Source organism: Pseudomonas sp. 02C 26, from assembly GCF_002843585.1.
GTDB classification, from domain to species: domain Bacteria; phylum Pseudomonadota; class Gammaproteobacteria; order Pseudomonadales; family Pseudomonadaceae; genus Aquipseudomonas; species Aquipseudomonas shirazensis.
In genome coordinates this window covers 432,221-456,687 of the sequence record NZ_CP025262.1, presented here as the reverse complement: position 1 = coordinate 456,687, position 24,467 = coordinate 432,221, and the positions used below count along the sequence as shown (strand labels likewise).

Sequence of the window (24,467 nt, the reverse complement as noted above, 5' to 3'; positions counted from 1 at the left end):
TCAGATCAACGCGGAACCGCTGGCTGACGCGGCTTCTTCTTGCCGCCGCCCTTGGCCGCTTCCTTACGCTCCTTGGCCGCCTGCTGGTTACGCGCAAACGCCTCGGCCTTGGCCTTCTCACGCTTGTCCCACGGCTTGCTGCCGTCACTGGCGCGCGGTGGCAACCCGGAGTGCTGAGTGAGGATCTTCTGTTCCTTGCCGACCTTGTGGCTGCCGCTCGGCGTGGAGTTCTTGCGCCGTGCACTCTGGTAGCCGTCGGTCTGCGGCTGATGCAGCGGGATCAACTGGTGCTTGCCCGGGCCGATCAGGTCGGCGCGGCCCATGCGCTCCAGTGCTTCACGCAGCATCGGCCAGCCTTTCGGATCGTGGTAGCGCAGGAATGCCTTGTGCAGCCGACGCTGCTCGTCGCTCTTGACGATCTCGACGCCTTCGCTCTTGTAGGTGACCTTGCGCAGCGGGTTCTTGCCCGAGTGGTACATCGCCGTGGCCGAGGCCATTGGCGACGGGTAGAACGCTTGCACCTGGTCGGCACGGAAGCCGTTGCCCTTGAGCCACAGGGCGAGGTTCATCATGTCCTCGTCGGTGGTGCCCGGGTGCGCGGCGATGAAGTACGGGATCAGGTACTGCTCTTTGCCCGCTTCTTTCGAGTACTTCTCGAACATGCGCTTGAAGCGATCGTAGCTGCCGATACCCGGCTTCATCATCTTGTCCAGCGGGCCACGCTCGGTGTGCTCCGGGGCAATCTTCAGGTAACCGCCGACGTGGTGCGTGACCAGTTCCTTGACGTACTCCGGCGACTCGACCGCGAGGTCGTAGCGCAGGCCCGAAGCGATCAGGATCTTCTTTACCCCCGGCAAGGCACGGGCCTTGCGGTACAGCTCGATCAGCGAAGTATGGTCAGTGTTGAGGTTCTCGCAGATGCCCGGGAACACGCACGACGGCTTGCGGCAGTGCTTCTCGATCTCGGTGCTTTTGCAGGCGATGCGGTACATGTTGGCGGTCGGCCCGCCAAGGTCGGAGACCACGCCGGTGAAGCCCGGCACCTTGTCGCGCATCTCCTCGATCTCGTTGAGGATCGACTCGTGCGAGCGGTTCTGGATGATGCGGCCTTCATGCTCGGTGATCGAGCAGAAGGTGCAGCCGCCAAAGCAGCCACGCATGATGTTCACCGAGAAGCGAATCATCTCGTAGGCCGGGATGCGCTCCTTGCCGTAGGCCGGGTGCGGCACACGGGCATACGGCATGCCGAACACGTAGTCCATTTCTTCGGTGGTCATCGGAATCGGCGGCTGGTTGAACCAGACGTCGACGTCGCCGTGCTTCTGCACCAGCGCACGGGCGTTGCCCGGGTTGGTTTCAAGGTGCAGAACGCGGTTGGCATGGGCGTACAGCACCGGGTCATTGCGGACCTTCTCGAACGAGGGCAGACGCAGCACGGTCTTGTCGCGGGTCATGCCCGGGCTGTCGAGGATCTGCACCACCTTGGCTTCGTTCGGATCTTCGACCTCGCCCTTGGCTTGCTCGATGGCGCAGGCCTGGGTGTCTTGAGTATTCACGTACGGGTTGATGATCTTGTCGACCTTGCCCGGACGGTCGATGCGCGTCGAGTCGATTTCGAACCAGCCGGCCGGGGTGTCGCGGCGTACGAAGGCGGTGCCGCGCACGTCAGTGATCTGCTCGATGGTTTCGCCGTTGGACAGGCGCTGCGCGACTTCAACTACCGCACGCTCGGCGTTGCCGAACAGGAGGATGTCGGCGCAGGCGTCGATCAGGATCGAATGGCGGACCTTGTCCTGCCAGTAATCGTAGTGGGCGATGCGGCGCAGCGAAGCCTCGATGCCGCCGAGCACGATCGGCACATGCTTGTAGGCTTCCTTGCAGCGCTGGCTGTACACCAGGCTGGCACGGTCAGGGCGCTTGCCGGCCAGACCACCAGGGGTGTAGGCATCGTCGGAGCGCATCTTCTTGTCAGCGGTGTAGCGGTTGATCATCGAGTCCATGTTGCCGGCCGCGACGCCGAAGAACAGGTTCGGCTCGCCAAGCTTCATGAAGTCGTCTTTGGACTGCCAGTTCGGCTGGGCAATGATGCCGACCCGGAAGCCCTGGGCTTCGAGCAGGCGGCCGATGATGGCCATGCCAAACGACGGATGGTCGACGTAGGCATCACCGGTCACGATGATGATGTCGCAGGAATCCCAGCCGAGCTGATCCATCTCCTCCCTGCTCATCGGCAGGAAAGGCGCTGGCCCGAAGCATTCGGCCCAGTACTTGGGATAGTCGTAAAGTGGTTTGGCTGCGTGCATGTCAGTGACCGGTTCTTGGTGTGCAGGGAAATCGCGGGCGCGGAATATAGCACAAATTTTGATCAAATCCGACGGTAATGGTCGGATTCATGATGAGGGGCTCGGGCGGCGCAGCAGCACCGCCGGCTGTTACTCGTCGTCGTCGAAGTTGTACGCCCCCGGGGCGAGATTCTCGAAGCGGGTGTACTTGCCGATGAACGCCAGGCGGACAAACCCGATCGGACCGTTCCGCTGCTTGCCGATGATGATCTCGGCGACGCCCTTGTGCTCGGTCTCGGGGTGATAGACCTCATCCCGGTAGACAAACATGATCACGTCGGCGTCCTGCTCGATTGCACCCGATTCACGCAAGTCGGAGTTGACCGGGCGCTTGTTTGGGCGCTGTTCCAGCGAGCGGTTCAACTGCGACAAGGCAATGACCGGGCAGTTGAATTCCTTGGCCAGGGCTTTCAACGAGCGGGAAATCTCCGAAATCTCGTTGGTACGGTTGTCACCACTGGAGCCCGGGATCTGCATCAGCTGCAGGTAGTCGACCATGATCATGCCGATCTCGCCGTGTTCGCGGGCCAGGCGGCGGGTCCGTGCGCGCATCTCCGAAGGGCTGATGCCGGCGGTGTCGTCGATGAACAGCTTGCGGTCGTTGAGCAGGTTGACCGCCGAGGTCAACCGCGGCCAGTCGTCATCATCAAGCTGACCGGAACGCACCTTGGTCTGGTCGATGCGACCCAGCGACGAGAGCATCCGCATGATCAGCGATTCACCTGGCATCTCGAGGGAGAACACCAGCACCGCCTTGTCGCTGCGCAGCACGGCGTTTTCCACCAGGTTCATGGCGAAGGTGGTTTTCCCCATCGACGGTCGGCCGGCAACGATGATCAGGTCGGCCGCCTGCAAGCCGCTGGTCTTGCCGTCCAGGTCGGTGTAGCCGGTGGAGATACCGGTGATGTCGCTGTCGGAGTTGAACAGCGTGTCGATGCGGTCGATGGCCTTGGCCAGCAGGTCGTTGACCCCGACCGGCCCGCCGGTCTTGGGCCGCGCCTCGGCGATCTGGAAGATCTGCCGCTCGGCATCGTCAAGAATCTCGGCGGCGTTGCGCCCTTGCGGGTTGAAGGCGTTGTCGGCGATATCGGTGCTGATGCTGATCAGCTGGCGCAGCGTGGCGCGCTCACGAATGATCGCCGCATAGGCCTTGATGTTGGCAACCGACGGGGTGTTCTTGGCCAGCTCGGCCAGATACGCCAGGCCGCCGACCTGGCTCGACTGGCCTTCGCGGTCGAGCTGTTCGTGCAGGGTTACCACGTCGAACGGCTGGTTGAGGTCAACCAGCTTGTGGATGGCACGGAAGATCAGGCGGTGGTCATGCCGGTAGAAGTCGCCATCCGAGACCTGATCCAGCACCCGCTCCCAGGCTTCGTTGTCCAGCATCAGACCACCGAGCACGGCCTGTTCGGCCTCGATGGAATGCGGCGGCACTTTCAGCGCGGCGGTTTGCAGGTCGAGCTGTTCTGGATGGGTGATCTCGTTCATGGCCACAATAGAATTCTGGGTGATGAGAAAAACAAAGGGCACGGCCTGCAAAGCAGAGCCGCGCCCAATGTTAACCGGCTAGCCCACGAGGAGCCAGCCGAGTGCTACAGCTTAGGCTGCAACGACAACCACGCGAACGGTGGCTTCAACGTCGCTGTGCAGGTGCACGGCTACGTCGTATTCGCCAACGTTACGGATGGTGCCGTTCGGCAGACGAACTTCAGCTTTAGCCACTTCAACGCCGGAGGCGGTCAGGGCATCAGCGATGTCGTGGGTGCCGATCGAACCGAACAGCTTGCCTTCGTCGCCAGCGGTGGCAGTGATAGTCACTTCCAGCTCGGCCAGTTGGGCAGCACGGCTTTCAGCCGAAGATTTCTTGTCGGCTGCAGCTTTTTCAAGCTCGGCGCGACGTTCTTCGAACGCAGCGACGTTGGCGGCATTGGCAACAGTGGCCTTGCCGAACGGCAGCAGGAAGTTACGGCCGTAACCGGCTTTAACTTTAACTTTGTCGCCCAGGTTGCCCAGGTTAGCGACTTTTTCCAGCAGGATCAGTTCCATTTGGTAAAACCTCTTAACTTTTAACCTTCACCGTTCGCGGAATCGTCACCCTGAGGCGACTTGCGACCGCGAAAATCAACCAGGCTATCGACAATGGCCAGGACCACGAGCAGCGGATAAGTCAGCTGCATGAACAGCACCAGCGTCACGTACAACCCGACCAGCCAGAATCTGCCCAGACGTTTCTGTGCCACCAACCCGTGCAGCAGGGCAAGCCCGGCAAACATGAGCGGTACGCTGCAAAGCGGCGTGAGCAGCGCCAGGGCAGAACCGAGGTTCGGACCCAACACCATGCACCCCAGCAATACCAGCGTTGGCACCAAGGGAATCCGTACCGCTTGAAACTCGCGGCCGAAACCTCCCGGGTTGTACAACGAGGCCTGCCAGTAGCGCCCCAACATCAGGGACAACACACTGACAACCTGCAGCAAAGCCGCAATCAGGCCATTGAGCACCGGTACGACAAGACTCCCAAGGCGTGCCTGCTCCTCTACCGATAACTGCTGGTAGAGACCGTCGAGCATCTGCGGCAGGGCTTTTTCAAGCGCTCGCGCCAGAGCTTCAATCGGTTCACGGAACACCGAACTGAGAATCAGGCCATACAACAGGCCCAGTGCAATGCTGGACAACAGCACCCGGTTCCAGGAATGCCCGGCGCGCAACAGCGCAGCCAACCCCAGCGCACCCAGCAACACCATCAAGGTGCGCGGCTCGCCGAAGACCCACCAGACCAACGCCGGCAAAATACCCCAGACGATGACCGAGGAAGCGTCCTTGAAACCGCGCCGCAGGAACACCAGGCTCCCAGCGGCGGCACACAACCAGAACAACAGCGGCAATGCCGCACAACCGGCCACTACTACAGCGGCCTGCACGCGACCGCGCATGATGAAATCAGCCAACGCTCGCATGCTTATCCCTTGCTACTTGTCGAAAGCCAGGCCTCAGCGGCCGTGGCTGTCGGTGTAGGCAAGCAGGGCCAGGAAGCGGGCGCGCTTGATAGCGGTAGCCAGCTGACGCTGATAACGAGCTTTGGTACCGGTGATACGGCTTGGAACGATCTTGCCGGTTTCGGATACGTAAGCTTTCAGGGTGTTGAGATCTTTGAAGTCGATCTCTTTCACGTCTTCAGCAGTGAAGCGGCAGAATTTACGACGACGGAAGAAACGTGCCATGTAATAGGCTCCTCAAAAGGTCCGTGGATTACTCGTCAGCGCTATCGCTGGCGTCGCTGTCATTGCTGTCGTCGCCATCGGCGCCATCAGCTTCAGGACGTTCACGACGCTCACGGCGCTCGCTGCGGTTCTCTTCGGCCTTGAGCATCTCGGACGGGCCAGTAACGGCTTCGTCGCGACGGATGACCAGGTTACGGATCACGGCATCGTTGTAACGGAAGTTGTCTTCCAGCTCGGCCAGGGCCTTGCCAGTGCACTCAACGTTCAGCATCACGTAGTGAGCCTTGTGAACATTGTTGATTGCGTAGGCCAGTTGACGACGGCCCCAATCTTCCAGACGGTGGATTTTGCCACCATCTTCTTCGATCAGCTTGGTGTAACGCTCAACCATGCCGCCGACTTGCTCGCTCTGATCCGGGTGGACCAGAAAGATGATTTCGTAATGACGCATGAATGCTCCTTACGGGTTAGAAGCCTGCCAGGGAATCTGGTCAGACAAGGAGTGAATGACACTGTATGACTTGCCTTGTGCAGAAGGCACATGCGCGCCTGCCTGCTGGGCAAGGGGCGCAATTGTAGAGAAGGCGGCACGCACAAGCAAGGTGATTGGCGATTATTTGAACAGCGGCAGGGATCTGCCCAAATCGCCAGGGTACAGACTGATCCCGGCGGGCAAATAGCTACGCCGGGATCGCTGCAGACGACTGGATCAGCGCTTCAGTTGGCGCTGACGTACGGCTTCGAACAGGCACACACCGGTAGCCACCGACACGTTCAGGCTGCTGACGCTGCCAGCCATCGGCAGCTTCACGAGGAAGTCGCAATGATCACGGGTCAGACGACGCATGCCCTTGCCTTCAGCACCCATGACCACCACCAGCGGACCGGTCAGGTCCTGCTGGTAGATCTCCTTGTCGGCTTCGCCGGCAGTGCCGACCACCCACAGGCCGCGCTGCTGGAGCTTCTCCAGGGTACGCGCCAGGTTGGTCACGGCGACCAGCGGGATCACCTCGGCAGCGCCGCAAGCAACCTTGCGCACAGCCGGAGTCAGGGTCGCCGACTTGTCCTTGGGCACCACCACTGCGGTGGCACCGGCAGCATCGGCGGTGCGCAGGCACGCGCCGAGGTTGTGCGGGTCGGTAACGCCATCGAGCACGAGAATCAGCGGCGGGGTTTCGGTGCGCTCGAGCAACTCCTCGAGCATCAACTCGCCCCACACCTGCGCCGGGCTGACTTCAGCCACCACGCCCTGATGCACGCCTTCAACCCAGGCGTCCATCTCGCGACGCTCGGCCTGGCCGACCGCTACGCGGTTTTCTGCGGCCAGAGCCAGCAGGGTTTGCAGACGCGGCTCACTGCGCCCTTCCGACAACCAGATCTGCTTGACCCGCTTGGGATGGTGCTGCAGCAGCGCCTGCACGGCGTGCACGCCGTAGATTTTTTCCAACTGACTCATGACTTGTTCTTGCTCTTGCGTGGCGCGCCGGACTTGGACGGCCCTTTACGGTGTTTGCTTGGCTTGTCGCTGGCGGACTTGCTCGAACTTTTGCCGGACTTGCTTGCCGTCGGCGCATTGCGGGCTTCGCCCATCAGCGCTTTTTTCACTTCACGGCTCTTGCGGACTTCGGCGTTGCGCTGCACGGCATCGCTCGGGAAGTAGGCATCCGAACTTTCATTCTTGCGCCGACGCGGTGCTGGCTCGGCCTTGGTTTCTGGCTTGGCTTGCGACGTGGCCTCGCGCTTGCTGTCCTGCTTCACGTCACGCTTGCCCGTGCCAGCACCTTTGCCTGCCGGCGCGGACTTGCCCGCCGGCGCCGTCTCGGCGGTGCCACGTTGCTTGCGGCCAACCGGCGCATTGACGGTGGCTTCGGACATTTCGAAGTCGATCTTGCGCTCGTCGAGATCGACCCGCATGACCTTGACTTCAACCGTGTCGCCCAGGCGGAAGCTGCGACCGGTGCGTTCGCCCGACAGGCGATGATGCACGGCGTCGTAGTGGTAGTAGTCGCCCGGCAGCGCGCTGACGTGGACCAGACCTTCGACGTAAATGTCGGTCAGTTCGATGAACAAACCAAAACCGGTCACAGCGGTGATCACGCCCGGGAAGACTTCGCCCACGCGGTCTTTCATGTACTCGCACTTGAGCCAGTTGACCACATCGCGGGTGGCCTCGTCGGCGCGCCGCTCGGTCATCGAGCACTGCTCGCCCATCTGTTCCAGGGTGGCAACGTCGTACGGGTAGATGCGCGCTTTGGGGATTGCCACGGCGCCGGCACGCTTGACGTGCGGGGTGTCGATCTTGGAGCGGATCACGCTGCGAATGGCACGGTGCACCAGCAGGTCCGGGTAACGCCGAATCGGCGAAGTGAAGTGGGTGTACGCTTCGTAGTTCAGACCAAAGTGGCCATTGTTGTCGGTGCTGTACACCGCCTGGCTCAACGAGCGCAGCATCACCGTCTGGATCAGGTGGAAGTCCGGCCGCCCGGAAATGCTCGCCAGCAGGGCCTGATAGTCCTTCGGCGAAGGCTCCTTGCCCTTGTGTAGCGACAAACCCAGCTCGCCGAGGAAGGCGCGCAGTTTTTCCAGACGTTCCGGTGGCGGGCCGTCGTGCACACGATACAACGACGGCACTTCGTGCTTCTGCATGAACGCAGCGGTCGCAACGTTGGCCGCGAGCATGCACTCTTCGATCAGCTTGTGCGCTTCGTTACGTACGGTCGGGCGAATTTCTTCGATCTTGCGGTTATCACCGAAGATGATCCGGGTTTCCTGGGTCTCGAAGTCGATCGCGCCACGGGTATGGCGCGCCGCCAGCAGGACCTTGTACAGGGCGTGCAGGTTCTTCAGGTGCGGCACGACTTCGCTGTACTCATCGCGCAGAGCCTTGCCTTCACGGGTGCGCGAGTGCTCGAGCATGCTGCTGACCTTGTTGTAGGTCAGCCGTGCATGGGAGTGGATCACCGCCTCGCAGAACTGGTAGTCGACCATCTGCCCGGACTTGTTGATGGTCATTTCACAGACCATGGCCAGGCGATCGACGTGCGGATTCAACGAGCACAGGCCGTTGGACAGCTCCTCGGGCAGCATCGGGATCACCCGCTCAGGGAAATACACCGAGTTGCCGCGTTGCTGCGCTTCGATATCCAGGGCCGAGCCCAGGCGCACGTAGCTGGACACGTCGGCAATCGCCACGTACAGGCGCCAGCCGCCGGAGAACAGCCGCAGCTTGCCTTGCGGCTCGCAATAGACGGCGTCGTCGAAGTCACGGGCGTCTTCGCCGTCGATAGTGACGAACGGCAGGTGACGCAGGTCGATGCGCCGTTCCTTGTCCTTTTCTTCGACTTCGGAGCGGAACTTGCGCGCTTCCTTGACCACTTCCTGCGGCCACACGTGCGGGATGTCGTAGCTACGCAGGGCAACGTCGATTTCCATGCCCGGCGCCATGTAGTTGCCGATCACCTCGACCACATCACCCTGCGGCTGGAACCGCGGCGTTGGCCAGTGGGTGATCTTGATTTCGACGAACTGGCCGATCTTGGCGCCACCGTTACGCCCGGCAGTGACCAGCACTTCCTGCTGGATCTTGGGGTTGTCCGGGGTTACGTAGCCGATGCCGCCTTCTTCGAAGTAACGGCCAACCACGCTCTCATGGGCGCGGGAGATGATCTCGACCAGCACACCTTCGCGGCGACCACGACGGTCAGTACCGGAAACCCGTGCCAGGGCACGGTCACCGTCGAACGCCAGACGCATCTGCGACGGGCTGAGGAACAGGTCAGCGCTGCCATCATCCGGGATGAGGAAGCCGAAACCATCGCGGTGACCCGACACGCGGCCGCAGATCAGGTCCAGTTTGTCTACCGGGGCATAGGTGCCACGCCGGGTATAGATCAGCTGACCGTCACGTTCCATGGCGCGCAGGCGGCGGCGCAGGGCTTCGATCTGGTCTTCTTCGAGCAGGCCGAACTCTGCGGCCAGCTCCTCGCGCGCGGCTGGCTCGCCACGATCGGCAAGGCGCTGCAGGATCAGCTCACGGCTGGGAATAGGGTTGTCGTATTTATCCGCTTCGCGAGCGGCCTCTGGATCGAGGGATTGCCAATCGGCCATCAGGAGGGGTTCACCTTGGTATATATAGAGTAGAAGTTTGGCATAGGCCTATTGAAACCGGAAATGTCGTCGTTGGACAGCCCCCGTCTGACAGTCTTGTTGGCGAGGGAAGCTCAACAGAATCAACGTGTTGAGTTTTTTACTTTTTTTTTGATACGAGGGCTTTACAGCCCCCAATGGCGTCCGTATAGTGCGCACCACAACGACGGACACCGCCGTTGTAGTTGAGATAAGGGATGTTGTAAAGCATCATCTAATCTTGACAGTGTGCCCAGGTGGCGGAATTGGTAGACGCGCTGGTTTCAGGTATCAGTGACCGCAAGGTCGTGGAAGTTCGAGTCTTCTCCTGGGCACCAAATATTTCGAAGCATAGATAGCAGGTCTGTCTGTGATTCAGCAAGAGATTCATCGCAGTACGCTGTAGATGTAAAGCTTTGCCCAGGTGGCGGAATTGGTAGACGCGCTGGTTTCAGGTATCAGTGACCGCAAGGTCGTGGAAGTTCGAGTCTTCTCCTGGGCACCAAATTAAAAACCCACTAGCTTGCTAGTGGGTTTTTTCTTGCCTGCGATTTGGTATGCCCCGCCATGACCGGCCTGAGCAGCCCTCCTCCTTCAAAAACTCTTCTCGAATTTCAGCGCCACTTCGGTCTGGCGATAGGCATAGGCCCAGTCGATGCTGCTGTCAGTCACCGTGCGTTTGGCGTACAGGCTCGGTACCACGCCAGCGAACGCCAGCCGCGGAACGCTGAGCGTGGCGATATAGATCTGCTGGCGATCCTTGCGCAAGCCGCCGAGAAACGCATCGGGCTGGTCGTAACGGGTCTTGCGGTAGAGACCGACGACGCTCAGATTCAGCCCGACATCAAAGCTGTGATAGGCGCCGAGGCTGGCCAGGTACTCGCGATTGCTGGCACTGGCGGCGTCCTGGCTGCGCCGGGTATAGGTCACTCCGGTAAATACCAGGGTCCGTGGATCGAGCATGTACGACAGCGAAGTACCGACCTGCCGCTCGTCGTAGTCATCGAAATAATCGCGTTGCTCACCCTGAAAGCGAAAGTGCTTGTTCTGCAGCTGCAGGCTGAGCTGCAGACGCTTGCTCAGGTTGTGCTTCCATTCGCCGCGTACGCCGCTGGCCTGGTACTTGGTGTGGTGGTCGCTGTAGTAGTTTTCGAACAACGGCGTCAGCGACACATCGTTGAGCGCGCTCTGAAAGTTGTAGCCGGCGTAGAGCACGCTGGTGTTGTCGTCGTACCAGGTCTGGTTCTCCTGCGTTTCGCTATGTTTGTCATAGCTGTTGCCATAGCTCAGCCCGCGCACCAGCAGGTGGTGGTTACCAGCCAGCTGAAAGCGCCGCTCGGCAGCCATGTCATAGACCGTGCTGGCTGACTTGATCGGCTTGGGCATCTGCCGCGAGTAATCAAAGCACTCGAAGAAGATCGTACATACCTGGGTGGTGGTGAGCATGCCATTGCCCTGGTTTATATTGCTGTTGTAGCCAAACCCCAGCGATGCCGAGCCGTGCCACTCGCGCCGGCTGTCGATGGCACTGCGGTACTGACCAAGCACTTCGAGCACCGCCTCGGGCACTTCAGCACTGGCGACCTCAGCGAACAACGCTTCGGCTTCAGCGGTCTGGTTGTCTTCGAACAGCGTACGCGCCAGCTCCAGACGGGCACGGACGAAGCCGGGCTGCAGTTGATCGGCGCGGCGCAGGTGAGCGATCGCCTGTTTGTACCTGCGCGCCTGGCGATCGATCAGGCCTTCGGCCATTTCCACCAATGCCTGTTCGTGCCCGGGCAGTTGCCGGTAGCGCTCGACAAACTGGCGCACCTTGCTCCACTGCTGCAGGTTGATCGACACATAGATAGCCGGGCCGAGGTCTGCGAGGCTGTTCTGCACGTTGTACGTCTGCCCCTCGATGGTGATCAAGGATGCGTCATTCTCGGCCGGGTCCGGTGCGCCCAGGTTGGCCCGCTCCCGCGCCTCGGCGCGGCGGTCAATCTTGTTCAGCAGCAGACGGGTGTCGTCATCGTCGGCCAGCAGTACGGGGGAGAACAAGGTCGAGAGACACAGCAGGGCGACGTGCACCCGCATGGACGGCAGCATGGTGATCGATCCAGAGACAGGGACAAAAAGTGGGAGGCAGGCGCCGCAGCGCCCCCTCCGTTGCACAGGGGTATTACTGCTTGGCGCCGCCGAAGGCGACTTTGGTGGTGCCGCTGGTGTAGATACCCGCCAGGGCCTCGGCGTTGTTGCCGTAGAACTGGCCTTTGATCTGATTGGAACGAGCGAATGACCCATTGGCTGCGATGGTAGTGCCCGCGAAGTTGATAGATCCTACGCTACCCGCCAGCGTGCCGGAGCCGCTGCCATAGTTGGCGGTCAGCACACCACTGGTCACGCCGGCGGCCGTACCTGGGTTGTACTGGTTGATGCCCACGACGTTGTACTTGGCATTGACCAAGGCCGGCATGCTGGTAGTTGGATTTTCGCCAACGAACCAGACCGTACGGTTGGCATGCGACAGGTTCAGGTCAGTGCTGTTGGTCGGCTGAGCACCGCTCTTGGCTGGCGCCCACTCGCCGAAGTACACCTCGGCACCCGATACCTTGGCGATGACTTCACCGCCGAATTGCGGGAAGCCGGGGGACGGCGCTGCGATCTGGCGATAGGCATAAACCTCAGTATTGTAGGCAGCCTTGTTTTTCCAGGTCTGCGAGGTAACTACGCCTGTACCGGGGTTGGTGATGAGCGCCGAGGTGGTGCCATAGCCGCTGAGAAGCGCATTGGTTTGAGCAATAGGCCCTGCCTTGAAGCTGACAACGGCTGAGGTGTTCGCGGTCGCGCCGGCTACCGTTGGCATAGCGATACCCGCTGTGCCTACTGCCATCAAGTTCGAAGGCAGTGCCTGCACATAAGTCGAAGAGGAACCACCGCTGACCGTAGCGGCAAATGCACCGGAGGTCACCAACGACAACGCTGTCATTACAAATAGTTTTTTCACAACACTCTCCTTGTCATAGTTTATGAACAACGCTGTTTTACAAAAAACAGCAAAAAATCTAGAAACGTGCAGTCAGCCCCATCTTGAGCGTGCGCCCGGGCGCTGGCATGACCGTGCGCGCCAACGGGTCAAGATAATATCGATTGGTTATATTGTTGACGCCGAAGTCGACATCAATATTCTTATTGATATGCAGCGTCGCATACGTATCGAATACCCAAATAGGGTGCCACTCGTAAGGCTGATTGATGCCTTTGACCATATCAAGATTCTGCTTGATCCACTTAGCCTCTTCCTTGTTCTTCGCGCTGCTGTGATAGACCATGCGTGCGCCGATCTCCAGGCGCTCATCGAACAGGCGCATGCCGCTGTCCAGGTTCAAAGAATAGTGAGGCTGCAAGCTGGTCCTGGAGAACGTCGTCGGGAAGCCACCGGTTACACACTCCTTGACCCGCCCATAATAGGGATCAACGGTGCTGGCCATGTCTTTGTCGCACAGGCGCTGATCCAGTCGATAGCTGACACCAAAACTGCTGAAATACTTACCGGTATCAAAGCGTGTTTGCAACTCGATGCCTGACAGCAGCTTTTTTTCGTACTGGATAATATTGTAGGAAAAATCCCTGTCGATATAATCCTTGATCTCACTCTTGTAATAATTGATGCGAAAATCCGCGTTCCTCCACTCGGGTACAAACCCTAGCAGGTCCTGAACGTAACCGACTTCCCAGTTATACGCATGTTCTGGACTCGGCTGATTGGATGTGATGCTTGAACGGCTACCCGAGAACGCTTGAGTGTCTTCGTAGATTGTGGGAAAGCGAATGAACTCGACATACCTTGCGTACACCCTGGCACTGTCACTCAGCTTGAGGGTCACCCCTGCCATCGGCGCCCAAGCGCTGTCTCTGCGTTTCTTCGGCTTGGCCCAACGCTCATCCTCGGGTATCTGCTGGTATACCCCACCGCTTGAGGGTGCTTTCAAATAACGGGCAACCGTGCGGCCACTGCCTTGAGCATTGGCTACCTGTTCACTAAAGTTAATGGTGCCGTTGGTGAATGGATTTGCACTGCTGTCCAACCGCGTGCCTTTGAGCGGAACCTGCGCCACCTCGACGGGACCGTAATAAACTCCATCTACAGTAGCATTCGCCAGTTCGCCGGCAACAGCTTCCTCAATTTCAGCTGGGTTGTCCAACCCCCAACTCTCCACCATGTCCCTCACCGAGGCTTCATAATTTTTGGCCTCTTCGTCGCTGAGCAGCTTGACATATCCAAAGTCACGGATGGTCTGATAACTGTTAACACCCCAACCTTCAACTTGCCCTTTGCGATTCTCATCCAGCGTCGTATCGAACGAGTTGTAATCGCTGTAACGCGCCCCCGCCGTAAACGTCAACCACGGCGTTGCAGCCCACTCGTTATTAAAACTAAAGTTATACTGCTCCCGCCTGCCGCCGCGCGGCCCCAAGTAGTTGATGGCGTAGGCAACCACACCACCACTCTCTTGATCGAGATTGTTGCCCTGCTCCAGTTTTTCTTTGCTGAAGTCCCCGGACAGCGTCAGCATCCAACTGTCTGTCAATTGCATTTTATTACCCAGTGTCACCCCCCAACGGTCGTGCTGGGTCACTTGCAGCGCGCGCGAGAACAAGTTGAAGCGCCCGTCGGTATTGGCTAACTTGTCCGGCATGGCGCTATCGCCATTGCAGCCGAACAGGCTGTAGCGACACTGCACATAGTTGTCCCAGGCGGCATCGCCCCTACCGTCAATACCATTGATGGCATATATCTGCTCGCCATTCTGGTAGCGCTTGGAGTCACTCTTGGTCAGCCAGAAACCAGCCTGGAGGTCGACCCAGCGATTATCTTCAGGGCTCCAGCTGTAATTGATTGAAAACGTGTCTTGCTTGACTTCACTGTAAGGCAGCTGAAAACCAAAATTGCTGCCACTGGGGACCTGCTTGATGACCTCGTTGATCATGTAAGGGATGGTTTCGCCAAACTCGAGATCGCTGTGCATGTAAGAGAGTTTGATGCGCTGCTCATCAGGCAAGTACAGCGTGCCCTTGAGCAGCGTGGTGCGCATCTCGTTGGACGTGCCCGCTACCTCGCCACCCGGGTTGTAGAAGCTGGCCAGGTAGTTGGCAGAGGTGTCGCCCACTACCGGCGCATTTTCCGCTGTAACGCCCTCATAACCGCTTTCGGATTCGTAACGCTTGCTGCCCTTCTTGCCGCTGAAGTAGTTCCCCTTTTTGCGATAGCTGTAAGCGCCAAGCAGGTCGAAATTGTCCTGGCGGGTCGCTGCGGCAATGCGGTAGGCATTGTCCTCGAAGTCGAAATCATTCGCCCGTGAGTCGGTATGCGGGGTGTAACGGGTGCCGCCGCCATTGGCGAAATAAACGGAAGTGCCGCCGGTATACGCGCCTTCGATATCGCGGTAGTCGCGGCCGAAGCTGCGCATGCCGTCTTCATTGGGCGCTACCGAATTACTGGCGGTTTCGCTCTTGAGCTCGAGTCCATAGGTCTCGCCTGGCCGCACGATATCCTCGGCGTCCAGCGTGCGGATCTCCACCGAGCCACCGATGCCACTCTTGACCCCAGCGGTCAGCGATGGCCCTTTCTCCACCGAGATGCCGCCGATCATGTTCGGATCGACGTAGTTGCGGTTGGAGACCCCTGCCGAGCCCAGCCACACCGAGGTCGATTGCTCGGTACCATCCACGGTGACCGGAATCCGACCTTCGCCCTGGATGCCGCGAATGTTCGGATCAAGCGCGCCGCTGTTGCGTGACTCGCCACTGTAGACGCCATTCAAGCCCTTGAACAGGTCACCAACACTGGTGCCCTTGTAGCGCTCGATATCTTCCTTGCCGACATAAACGTTGGAGACGTCCTTGCGGTAAACGTCGTTCTCGCCCTTCTCGGTCTGGTCCTCCCATTCACCTTTGACCTCCAACGCTTCCAGCACCTGCAGGCCCTGCTGCGAAGTACCTGGCCTGCTCAGCTCATCCTCGAAACCTGCCGGCAGCTCGATCTCGATGGCGCCCATATTCGGCGTGGACGCCTGAGCTCCTGGGGCGTTTTCCTCGCCCAGTGCTGCGGGGCTGGACAGTGTCAGCAGGATCGACCACGCCAATGGCTTGAGGCGCATTGGCGATGGCGGTGGGGTGAGCAAAGACATGGCGAGACCTGTATTTATCGTGACATGGCAGTTTCATGGCCGCTGAATCGCGGCGCAGTGATACTAACGATAAATGCAAATGAATCTCGTTTAGATTGATATGCGAAAACAACAAAAACCTATGCGCACAGCCCGACCACGTCGCTAGCGCTTCTTGCCGAAAATCGACTTCGGCGCCCGGCCGAAGTAGCGGGTAAAAGCCACGGTGAAATTGTTCGGATATTTGTAGCCCACCTGCCAGGCGGCCTGGGCCACTTGCTGGCCGGACTCGAGCAGGGTCATCGCCTTGCGCATGCGCATGTCCAGGAGCATGCGCGCCGGGGTCGAGTCGAACAGGTGACGAAAACCCTCCTTGAGCTTGTGCTCGTTCATCCCCACCGCCGTGGCCAAGTACTCGACCGTCAGAGGCTGATGCAACTGCTCGCAGAGCAGGTTGCGCGCGCGCTCGATGCGCTCGACGTCGCTGCTGCTCAGCGCCGAGCTGATGCTGTCCTGCGGCGCCAGCAGATTGAACTGTTCGGCCAACAGACTCAGCGTATGGATGTGCAGATCAAGGCGGTTGGCCGGGTTCAGCAGGCCTGGCTGCAGGTAGCGCACCAACGCCGCGGCATGCGCCTGCGCGGCTTGCGAGCTTGGGCGAAAGTCGAGGCGATGCAGATGCCCGGTACCCAGCACCTGCGCCGCCCGCTCCTCGCCGACGTACTTGCACAGGGTCTGCTCATCGATCACCAGGCGCAGCTGCGAGGCGGTTTGATTGGCCTGATAGCGGCGCTCGCCGGGGGTCGCCTTGAACGCCGTGATGGTGGTGTGGCCAGCCTCGAAAGCGAGGTGGTTGCCATCCTTGCCAGTGAACCCCGATTTACCCTGCAAGCCAATCGTCACCACCATCACATGGCCGTCATGCGGGCCGCAGGTCTCTTCGATCAAGGGCCGCAGCGGGTGGTAGTGCAAGCGCCCCAGCGACAGGCCCCGCTCCAACTGCAACAGCTCGGAGTGGCACTGGCCAAGGTCCTCGCTCAGCTGCATGCGCAGGCGCCCATCAGCCAACACGCTGCGCTCGCGCGCTTGATCCAGACCGAGACGGCAACTCCCTTTCAATGTGCTCATGCTGACTTCCCTGAAGGTCCGCGAGCTCGCGTCGCATAGGAACGGCTCCGACTCGCATACTTATACTGAATGATTCTCATTTAATATATATCACCTTTATCAGTGATTCGGCCATGCCTTGTTTCGTTTGATACAAGCGGCCACTACAGGGAGTTACCGTGCCTCAATCTGCGAAGCCACACTGCTGCCGCGTACACCTGAGCAACCCAGCGGGTGAACGATGAATTGCAACTACCAGGACCTGCGTAGCAGTCACCCCCTCCAGGCCTGCTGGGACCTGCAACTGGGCGGCCTTGGCGCCGATGCCCTGCGGGTAGCCCTTGAGTACGGCGTGTTCGATCAGTTGCGCCAGTTCACCAGTGCCCGGCACACGGCAGAGGCGCTGGCACTGGACCAGCAAGCCACCAGTTATCTGCTGGAGCTGCTGTGGTGCCAGGGCCTGCTCGAGCGCAACGAGCAGCAGCCTGCGCTGTATCGCAACCTGCCCACCGCTGAACGCCACCTGCGGGCCGAGGCCGACGACTACTGCGGCGATGCCCTGCTGTTCCGCCATCAGGTACTGCGCCAGACCGGCAGCCAGCTCGGCGACTACCTGCGCAGCGGTATGGCGACGCCGTCCGCCAGCCCGCAGGCGATCGCTCGCAGTTGGGCCAACGCCGCTCGCCTGCAGATCGCTCAGGAGCAACGCGCAGTCACCACCGAGTTGGCCTGCGCGCTGATCGAGCGCCTGCCCGAATGCGCCCAGTTGGAACGTGTGCTCGACCTCGGCGGGGGGCCGGGGCTGGTCGCCATCGCACTCGCCGAACGCTTGCCGAACCTGACCGGAGTGGTCTTCGAGTACCCCGAGGCGGCCGCCGTGGCGGACGACAACATCCAGCGCGCCGGGCTTGGCGAGCGTTTGCAGGCGCTTGGCGGCGACCTCAACCACGACGACATCGGCAGCGGCTTCGACCTGATCTGGTGCTCGTCGGTGCTGCACTTTGTCGACAACCTGCCCGCCATGTTGCGCCGCCTGCACGCCGCCCTGCGCCCCGGCGGGCTGCTGGTGTGCTGCCAGGCCGAGGTGCCCAGCGAGCGCGACGCGGCAGCGCAGGTCCTGCCGTACTACCTGCACATGCGCCTGCAAGGGCGCCACGTACTGGCCGAGGGTGAAATGGCGCACCTGCTTCAGGGCGCAGGCTTCAGCGCGGTACAGCAACTCAACGGGCTGCGTTTTCCGGTCACCCCGGTGAACGCCGTCATCGCTCGCAGACCTCAGGGATAACGTGATGAATCGCACTCGAATCGCCGGCCTGCAACTGCTGTTTGGCTGGCTCAACCTGGCACTGGCGGTGCCCAGCATCTACCTGATGTTCGGCATGCCGCTGGTAATGCGCCAGTACGGCTGGAGTGGCACCGAGATCGGCCTGTTTCAACTGGCTGGGCTGCCGGCAGTGTTCAAGTTCCTGCTCGCCGTACCGGTACAGCGGATGCGCCTGGGAAACGGACATTTGGTGCACTGGATGCTGTTGCTCGGCGCCCTGCTGCTGGCCCTGTATTGGCTGATTGGTCGGCATGACTTGATCGAACAGCGTCTGGGGCTGTTCACCATGACCTTCGCCATCAGCATCATCGCCACCTGGATGGACATCCCGCTGAACGCCCTGGCCGTGCAGTGGCTGCCACGCAGCGAACAGCTGCGCGCCGGCAGCATTCGCTCGGCGGCATTGTTCATCGGCGCGATCGTAGGTGGTGGCGCGATGTTGCTGGTTCAGTCCCGGCTGGGCTGGCAGGCGCCGTTTCTGTTGATGGCCGCTGCGTTGGTGCTGGGCCTGCTGCCATTGCTGGTCTTGCGCAAACGGGCACAGGCGGCTACCAGCGAACCTGTCGAGCCACCTGGCCTGGTCGCCGAGTGGATGAGTTTCTTCGCTCAGCCCGGTGCACGCCAATGGAGCTGGGTGTTGCTCAGCGCGTTCCCGTTCATCGGCGCCGCCTGGCTGTACCTCAAGCCGTTGATGCTTGATCAGGGCATGGCCATGGAACAGGTAGCCTGGCTGGTGGGAATCGCCGGCGGCGCCACGGGCGCCATATCGAGCCTGCTGTTTGGCCGGCTGATACCGGTGCTTGGCACGGCCCGGGCGATCCTGTGCTACCTGCTCGCCGCCCTGCTGGCGCTGCTGCTGTTGACCGTCAGCGTATGGCTGCGACTGGGGCCTGCCTGGCTGACCGCCAGCGTGCTGCTGCTCGCGGCAAGCATGGGCGCGGTGTCCGCGCTGATGTTCGGCCTGACCCTGTGCTTCAGCCGTCGCGGCAACACTGCCAGCGACTACGGCCTGCAGTCCAGCCTGTTTGTCATCAGCCGTCTGGCTGTGCCGGTTGCCGCCGGGCTGCTGCTTGATCGGCTGGGCCAGCACGGCATGCTGGCCTGCCTCAGCGCAGGTCTGCTGGTGGCGCTGCTGCTGGCCTGGCGGGTGCGTCACAGCATCGCCGGCAGCACCGCCGCTGTGCTGGCGAGCGAGCGTCACACCGCAGCGGGCCTGGCTCGCGGCATCAGCGAGGGCAAAGCATGAAGCAGCAAACCGTCGGCATCTGCCTGGTCAGCGGCGACAGCGCGCTGCGCGACGATGTGCAAGCTGTGCTGGATCGGCTCAACCACTGGCTAGGCCAAGAGACTCCCGCCGCCAGCCAGTCATGGCCGGACAACGACCCACAGTGCCTGTACCGCCAGGTCGCCGAGCAGGCTCAGGCGTACGTTCGCGAGCATGCCGAGAGCCATGGCTTGTATCTGGATCTGCAGGTATTCGGCAATGCCGAGGCGGCACGCTCGGCCCTGCACAGCGATCATGCCAGCGACAGCGATTATGTGCTGTTCGATACGCGCCAGCTGGCGCCGCAACCAGCCAGCGACCCATTGCTCGAACTTCTCGCAGCCCAGCCCCAAGCCAAACGTTCGCCCAGCTCTGCGCTGCTGCTGTGCAACGCAGACGATCTTGGCCACTGGCTCAACCGGCTTGGCGGCAACCGCCTGCTGAGGGTGCCACACGCCGACCAGGCGCTGCGCCGGGCTGATCTGTTGCGGCTATTTGTCGATCACCTTGAGCACGCCTACTTCAACCGCCTGCTGGCCCGCACCACACTGCAATCCAATGAACCGGTGGCACTGGCCCGGGATATCCAGCAACGCATGAACGCCCGCTGGGCCGGGCAATGGGACTGCCACTTCTTCACCGGTTCCATGGTTGCAGGTTTCATCGACTCCATGGGCGCGCTGCTCAAGGGTAGTGGCTGTGGTTTCCATACCGCCAGCAACGAGCACGCCCTGGCCGTCAGCGCCATGGCCGGCTGGCAACTGTACCGACGCGCCTACGTGATCGTGATGACCTCGGGGATGCTCGACGAGATGCGCGGCACGCTGGCCAACCTCAAGCGTGCCGGGGCGCCGGGGCTGGTGATCTGCGCCGACTCGGCGGCAAGCGTCTGGTACGCCTTCCAGGGCACTGTGGACAACGACAACGACGGTCATCAGGTGATTGCCGCACGCGGCCTGTGGCAGCGTTTCATCCAGCGCCCGGAGCAATCGCGCAGCTGCGTTGAGGCCGCCTTTGCCGCGCTTGACGGGCAACCCGCGCCGACCTTCCTGTTCGCCACCCAGGCGGTACTCGAATCGCGAGTCGACACCGGCCCACAGCAACACCTGGCAGCTACTGCAACGCCTGCACAATCGTTTGACCCTGGCCAGCAGGCGGCCCTGGCGCAGGTGCTCGAGGTACTCAACAACGAACCCGCAGGCATCCTCTGGCAGTGCGGCAGGCTGACCGAGTGCGAGCGCCAGCGGGTCATGGCCCTGGCCCAACGCAGTGGCATCGCGCTGGCCGACAGCATCATCGCGCCTGGCAGCGTCACCGCCTATGCCGATCAGGAGCCGGTGCTCAACTATCTTGGCCCGCTGTCGATGTACGGCTTCAGCCGGCGCATCCATGCCTTCCTCGAACAACCCGAGACCGAGCATGGCAAGCCCTGGCTATTTTTCATCAAAAGCAAGATCGACCAGTCAGCCACGCCCTACTCCGAGGGCCGCCTCAAGCGCCTGTTCCACATCGCTCAGGTCAACCGGCGCCGCGAGCACATTGCGCCTTTCACCGAGCTGGCGGTGGACCTGCCGCTGACCACCCTGCTTGATTATCTGGAACAGCACCTGGCAGTCCCGCCAGCGCTGCTCAAGGCCCGGCGCGAGCGCCTGCAACAGCTGCAACGCACCCGCGAGGCGCTGCCAAGCGACCAGATCGAAACCTTGCCGATGACGCCGAACTTCTTCTTTCACCGGCTTGGCCAGCTGCTGGCCGAACTGATCGAGGCAGACGGTTATCGCTACACCGGCGTGTATGACGTCGGTCGCTGCAGCATCTCGGCGATGCGCAACCTGCCCCGCACCGATGCTGGCTTTTCCGGTTGGTACGGCCGGGCATTGATGGGCGATGCGTTGATGTCGCTACCCTACATCGCCGTCAATAACCGCCAGCACGTGCTCGCCTTCATCGGCGACGGCGCGCGGGCACTGGTGCCGGACATCGAACAGCGCCTGGCAATGTCCTTGGCCGGCAGCGCCGATGGCAGCCAACGCAACGTCACCGTGATGTACCTGGCCAATGGCGTGCTGTCGATGATCCAGACCTACCTGGATAAACGCTACGCCTGCCACGGCGCCGCTCAGGTCAATGTGCCGGTTGCCGACGGCCCACTCTGGCAGGAGCAGGCTTTCGGCCCTATCAGCGTGTGCCGCGCTCGCCTCCTGCAGTTCTGCCCGACCACCCTGCGCCAGGCCCTCACCACCCCTGGCCGGCTCAACTTCTTCGACGTCTGGCTTGGCCACAATTCGGAAGGCGATGGCTTGAGCCTGGTCTCCGAAACGGCCTGGAGCCGCCTCAACACAGAGACCCTCTGATGAAATTCGGATTCATTGCTCACCCCACCTCCACCGGCCTGCTGCATCAGGTCAAGCTGGTCGACATGCTTGAACGTACCTTGGGCGAACAAGCCTGGGGCTACAGCAGCGCACGCTGGTGCCAGCGCAACCTGGTGCCGTTCGTCGACTTCGGCCGCATCGTCAGCGCCAGCGGTGCCGAGTGCTCGGGGATCCTCCAGTTCATGCCATTGACCGCCGAGCAGATGCTACGCCAGCCCCGCGCCATCGCCGAACGGGTGCTGCAGGGGGTCAATACGCTCAAGGCCGAAGGCGCCGAGCTGGTTGGCCTGGGCGGCTTCACAGCGATTGTCGGCAACCGCGGCGTAGCCACCATGGAGCAGGCCGACGTAGCTGTCACTACCGGTAATTCGCTGACTGCCTACGCCGCCTACATCAATCTGCTGGACAGCCTCGAACTGGTCGGCGTAGCCGCCGAGAACGCCGAAGTGGCGATCCTCGGCTACCCCGGTTCGATCGCCCTGGCCGTGGCACGCCTGCTTGCCGAGCAAGGCTGCCGGTTGCGCCTGGTGCACCGCGGCAGCCCGCGCCAGGCACAGGCACAGTTGGAGTTCCTGCCGGCCCGCTACCACGCCCAGGTCAGCCTGCATGACAGCGTCGAAGACTGCTATGCGAATGTGCGTTTCTACGTGGCAGCGACCTCCAGCGGTGGCCTGATCGACCCGCGTCGGCTGCTGCCAGGCTCCGTGGTGATCGATGCCGCACTGCCCAAGGACGTCATGACCGTTGCCCATTCCCGCAGCGACATTCTGCTGGTCGACGGCGGTCTGGTCTCGGCCAGCCAGGCGGTGCATCTGGGCATGCGCACCATGGGCCTTGAGCCCAAACGCAGCATGAACGGCTGCCTGGCCGAAACCATTATCCTTGCCCTCGAAGGCCGCGCCGAAGCGTTCTCGATTGGTCGCGAGCTGCCGGTGGACAAGGTCCTCGAAATCGGCGAGATCGCCGCGCGTCATGGCTTCACGCCTTCGCCGATGGCCAGCGACGGCGAATCCCTCGGCGTCGATGACTTCGCTCGCCTGCGCCGCCACCATCATGGCCAGCGGCCGGTGCGCGCCAGTGACAGCCGCGATGACCCACTGAGCCTGCGCCGGGAAGTGCTCAACAGCTTTGGCGAACACATCAATCCGGTGTTGCGTGAGTTCTATCGGTTCAACCACATCGAACGGGTGTTCAGCCACGGCGAAGGCTGCTGGCTGACCGACCTGGACGGTCGCCGCTACCTGGACTTCGTCGCCGGCTACGGCTGCCTCAATGCGGGACACAACCATCCAGCGATCAGCCAGGCTCTGCAGCGCTATCTGCAAGAGCAGTTCCCAACCTTCATCCAGTACTCGTCGGCGCCGCTGCACACCAGCCTGCTGGCCAAGCGCCTTGCTGAGCTCGCGCCCGGCGATTTGCGCCGGGTGTTTTTCAGCAACTCCGGCACCGAGGCGGTCGAGGCCGCGCTCAAGCTGGCCCTGGCAGCCAGCGACAAGCGCTGCGTGGTGTATTGCGACAACGGCTACCACGGCAAGACCCTCGGCGCGCTGTCAGTGACCGGCCGGGCCAAGCACCGTACGCCGTTCGAACCGTTGTTGCCACGTTGCGACAGCCTGCCGTTCGGTGACCTGCAAGCCCTGCGCGAACGGCTGGCCAAGGGCGACGTCGCGGCCTTCATCTGTGAGCCGATTCAGGGTGAAGGGGGCGTGATCCTGCCGCCTGAAGGTTATCTGGCCGGGGTGCGTGCACTGTGCGACGAGTTCGACTGCCTGTGGATTCTGGACGAGATCCAGACCGGTCTGGGCCGCACCGGCAAACGTTTCGCCTGCGACTGGGAGGCTACTGCGCCAGACATCATGGTGCTGTCCAAGTCGCTGTCCGGCGGCCTCGTCCCGATCGGCGCGACGTTGGCCAGCGCGGCGGTGTGGCGCCGCGCCTATGGTGACATCGACACCTTCGCCCTGCACACCTCGACCTTCGGCGGCAACAACTTCGCGGCAGCCGCGGCACTGGCGGCGCTGGATGTGCACGAGCAGGAGGACCTCACCGGCAATGCCGCACGGGTCGGCGCGCACCTGCAGCAAGGCTTGCAGCAGGTGGCCGCGCGCTACCCGTTCATCAAGGCGGTGCGCGGCCGCGGGCTGATGCTGGCGATCGAGTTTCACAACGACATGAGCGGCGCCATCGAGGCACTGGTCAGGGAGATGGCAGGGCGGATTCCGGGGCAGCCGGCGGCCACCTACCGCATGCTTTCGAGCAAGGCTCGCCAGCATCTGCAGGCGGCCATGGTCGAGCTCGAGCAGAGCCTGGAAGACATGTTCGTACTGCGCCTGATGACCAAACTCTCAGAGGAACACGGCATCCTCACCTTCGTCACCGCCAACAACAACCGGGTGATGCGCATCCAGCCTCCGCTGGTATTGAGCATGGCTGAAGCAGAGGGTTTCCTGCAGGCGTTTGCCAGCAGCTGCGCCGACCTGGCGACCTTCGAGTCATGAATCAGGCGCGGCGGCCGCAGTGCACAGCAGGTGCGCAGGCGGCCGCCGCAGCGCTTCAGCGC

Annotated in this window: 16 protein-coding genes and 2 tRNA genes; 6 read left to right on the top strand and 12 right to left on the bottom strand. The window is 61.5% G+C overall.

The features are described from left to right. Positions 1-5 precede the first annotated feature (5 nt). The 8 genes from CXQ80_RS01985 to rnr form a co-directional block, all read right to left on the bottom strand. Positions 6-2,303 carry a YgiQ family radical SAM protein gene (locus tag CXQ80_RS01985; RefSeq protein ID WP_101315973.1) on the bottom strand — a complete coding sequence of 766 codons (2,298 nt, stop codon included), beginning with the start codon at positions 2,301-2,303 and terminating at the stop codon, positions 6-8. A gap of 129 nt (positions 2,304-2,432) precedes the next feature. Then, positions 2,433-3,830: a replicative DNA helicase gene (gene dnaB, locus CXQ80_RS01980; protein ID WP_101315971.1), complete on the bottom strand. Its 1,398-nt coding sequence runs from the start codon at positions 3,828-3,830 to the stop codon at positions 2,433-2,435. Positions 3,831-3,941: 111 nt separating this feature from the next. After that, positions 3,942-4,388 (bottom strand): 50S ribosomal protein L9, encoded by a 447-nt coding sequence (gene rplI / locus CXQ80_RS01975; RefSeq protein WP_101315969.1) that lies wholly within the window; start codon positions 4,386-4,388, stop codon positions 3,942-3,944. A gap of 20 nt (positions 4,389-4,408) precedes the next feature. Further along, positions 4,409-5,299 (bottom strand): hypothetical protein, encoded by an 891-nt coding sequence (locus CXQ80_RS01970; RefSeq protein ID WP_101315967.1) that lies wholly within the window; start codon positions 5,297-5,299, stop codon positions 4,409-4,411. Between the two features lie 33 nt (positions 5,300-5,332). After that, on the bottom strand, positions 5,333-5,563 hold the full coding sequence (gene rpsR, locus CXQ80_RS01965; protein WP_101315965.1) for a 30S ribosomal protein S18: 231 nt from the start codon (positions 5,561-5,563) through the stop codon (positions 5,333-5,335). Between the two features lie 28 nt (positions 5,564-5,591). Continuing rightward, the gene (gene rpsF, locus CXQ80_RS01960) at positions 5,592-6,014 is read right to left on the bottom strand and encodes a 30S ribosomal protein S6 (protein WP_101315962.1); all 423 of its coding nucleotides are present in this window, start codon (positions 6,012-6,014) and stop codon (positions 5,592-5,594) included. A gap of 258 nt (positions 6,015-6,272) precedes the next feature. Further along, the gene (gene rlmB / locus CXQ80_RS01955; protein WP_101315960.1) at positions 6,273-7,019 is read right to left on the bottom strand and encodes a 23S rRNA (guanosine(2251)-2'-O)-methyltransferase RlmB; all 747 of its coding nucleotides are present in this window, start codon (positions 7,017-7,019) and stop codon (positions 6,273-6,275) included. Continuing rightward, on the bottom strand, positions 7,016-9,670 hold the full coding sequence (gene rnr, locus CXQ80_RS01950) for a ribonuclease R (RefSeq protein ID WP_101315957.1): 2,655 nt from the start codon (positions 9,668-9,670) through the stop codon (positions 7,016-7,018). Before rnr ends, rlmB begins: the two co-directional genes overlap by 4 nt. Before the next feature lie 269 nt (positions 9,671-9,939). On the opposite strand from rnr, the gene CXQ80_RS01945 reads away from it, so the two are divergent. Both CXQ80_RS01945 and CXQ80_RS01940 read left to right on the top strand, forming a co-directional pair. After that, positions 9,940-10,026: transfer RNA gene (locus tag CXQ80_RS01945), tRNA-Leu, on the top strand. 80 nt (positions 10,027-10,106) lie between these two features. Beyond that, positions 10,107-10,193 (top strand) — tRNA-Leu (locus CXQ80_RS01940). Positions 10,194-10,282: 89 nt separating this feature from the next. On the opposite strand, the gene CXQ80_RS01935 is transcribed toward CXQ80_RS01940, so the two are convergent. From CXQ80_RS01935 to CXQ80_RS01920, 4 genes are all read right to left on the bottom strand, one after another. Beyond that, on the bottom strand, positions 10,283-11,776 hold the full coding sequence (locus CXQ80_RS01935; RefSeq protein ID WP_101315955.1) for a porin family protein: 1,494 nt from the start codon (positions 11,774-11,776) through the stop codon (positions 10,283-10,285). Positions 11,777-11,849: 73 nt separating this feature from the next. Then, positions 11,850-12,674, bottom strand: coding sequence for a Slam-dependent surface lipoprotein (locus CXQ80_RS01930; RefSeq protein ID WP_101315953.1), 825 nt, complete (start codon positions 12,672-12,674; stop codon positions 11,850-11,852). A 58-nt stretch (positions 12,675-12,732) separates the two neighbouring features. Then, a complete protein-coding gene (locus CXQ80_RS01925; protein ID WP_101315951.1) occupies positions 12,733-15,858 on the bottom strand; it encodes a TonB-dependent receptor domain-containing protein in 3,126 nt (1,041 codons plus the stop codon). A gap of 144 nt (positions 15,859-16,002) precedes the next feature. Further along, complete coding sequence (locus CXQ80_RS01920) at positions 16,003-16,965, bottom strand: AraC family transcriptional regulator (protein ID WP_101315949.1); 963 nt, start codon at positions 16,963-16,965, stop codon at positions 16,003-16,005. Between the two features lie 220 nt (positions 16,966-17,185). Here CXQ80_RS01920 and CXQ80_RS01915 point away from each other — a divergent pair, with 220 nt between their 5' ends. The 4 genes from CXQ80_RS01915 to CXQ80_RS01900 are packed head-to-tail and all read left to right on the top strand — an operon-like array spanning position 17,186 to position 24,405. After that, positions 17,186-18,229, top strand: a complete 1,044-nt coding sequence (locus CXQ80_RS01915; protein WP_101315948.1) for a class I SAM-dependent methyltransferase — start codon at positions 17,186-17,188, stop codon at positions 18,227-18,229. Positions 18,230-18,233: 4 nt separating this feature from the next. Beyond that, on the top strand, positions 18,234-19,514 hold the full coding sequence (locus CXQ80_RS01910) for an MFS transporter (RefSeq protein ID WP_101315946.1): 1,281 nt from the start codon (positions 18,234-18,236) through the stop codon (positions 19,512-19,514). Beyond that, positions 19,511-21,886, top strand: coding sequence for a thiamine pyrophosphate-binding protein (locus CXQ80_RS01905; protein WP_101315943.1), 2,376 nt, complete (start codon positions 19,511-19,513; stop codon positions 21,884-21,886). The genes CXQ80_RS01910 and CXQ80_RS01905 overlap by 4 nt, the downstream gene beginning before the upstream one ends. Continuing rightward, positions 21,886-24,405 carry an aminotransferase class III-fold pyridoxal phosphate-dependent enzyme gene (locus CXQ80_RS01900; RefSeq protein ID WP_101315941.1) on the top strand — a complete coding sequence of 840 codons (2,520 nt, stop codon included), beginning with the start codon at positions 21,886-21,888 and terminating at the stop codon, positions 24,403-24,405. The genes CXQ80_RS01905 and CXQ80_RS01900 overlap by 1 nt, the downstream gene beginning before the upstream one ends. The last annotated feature ends 62 nt before the right edge of the window (positions 24,406-24,467 follow it).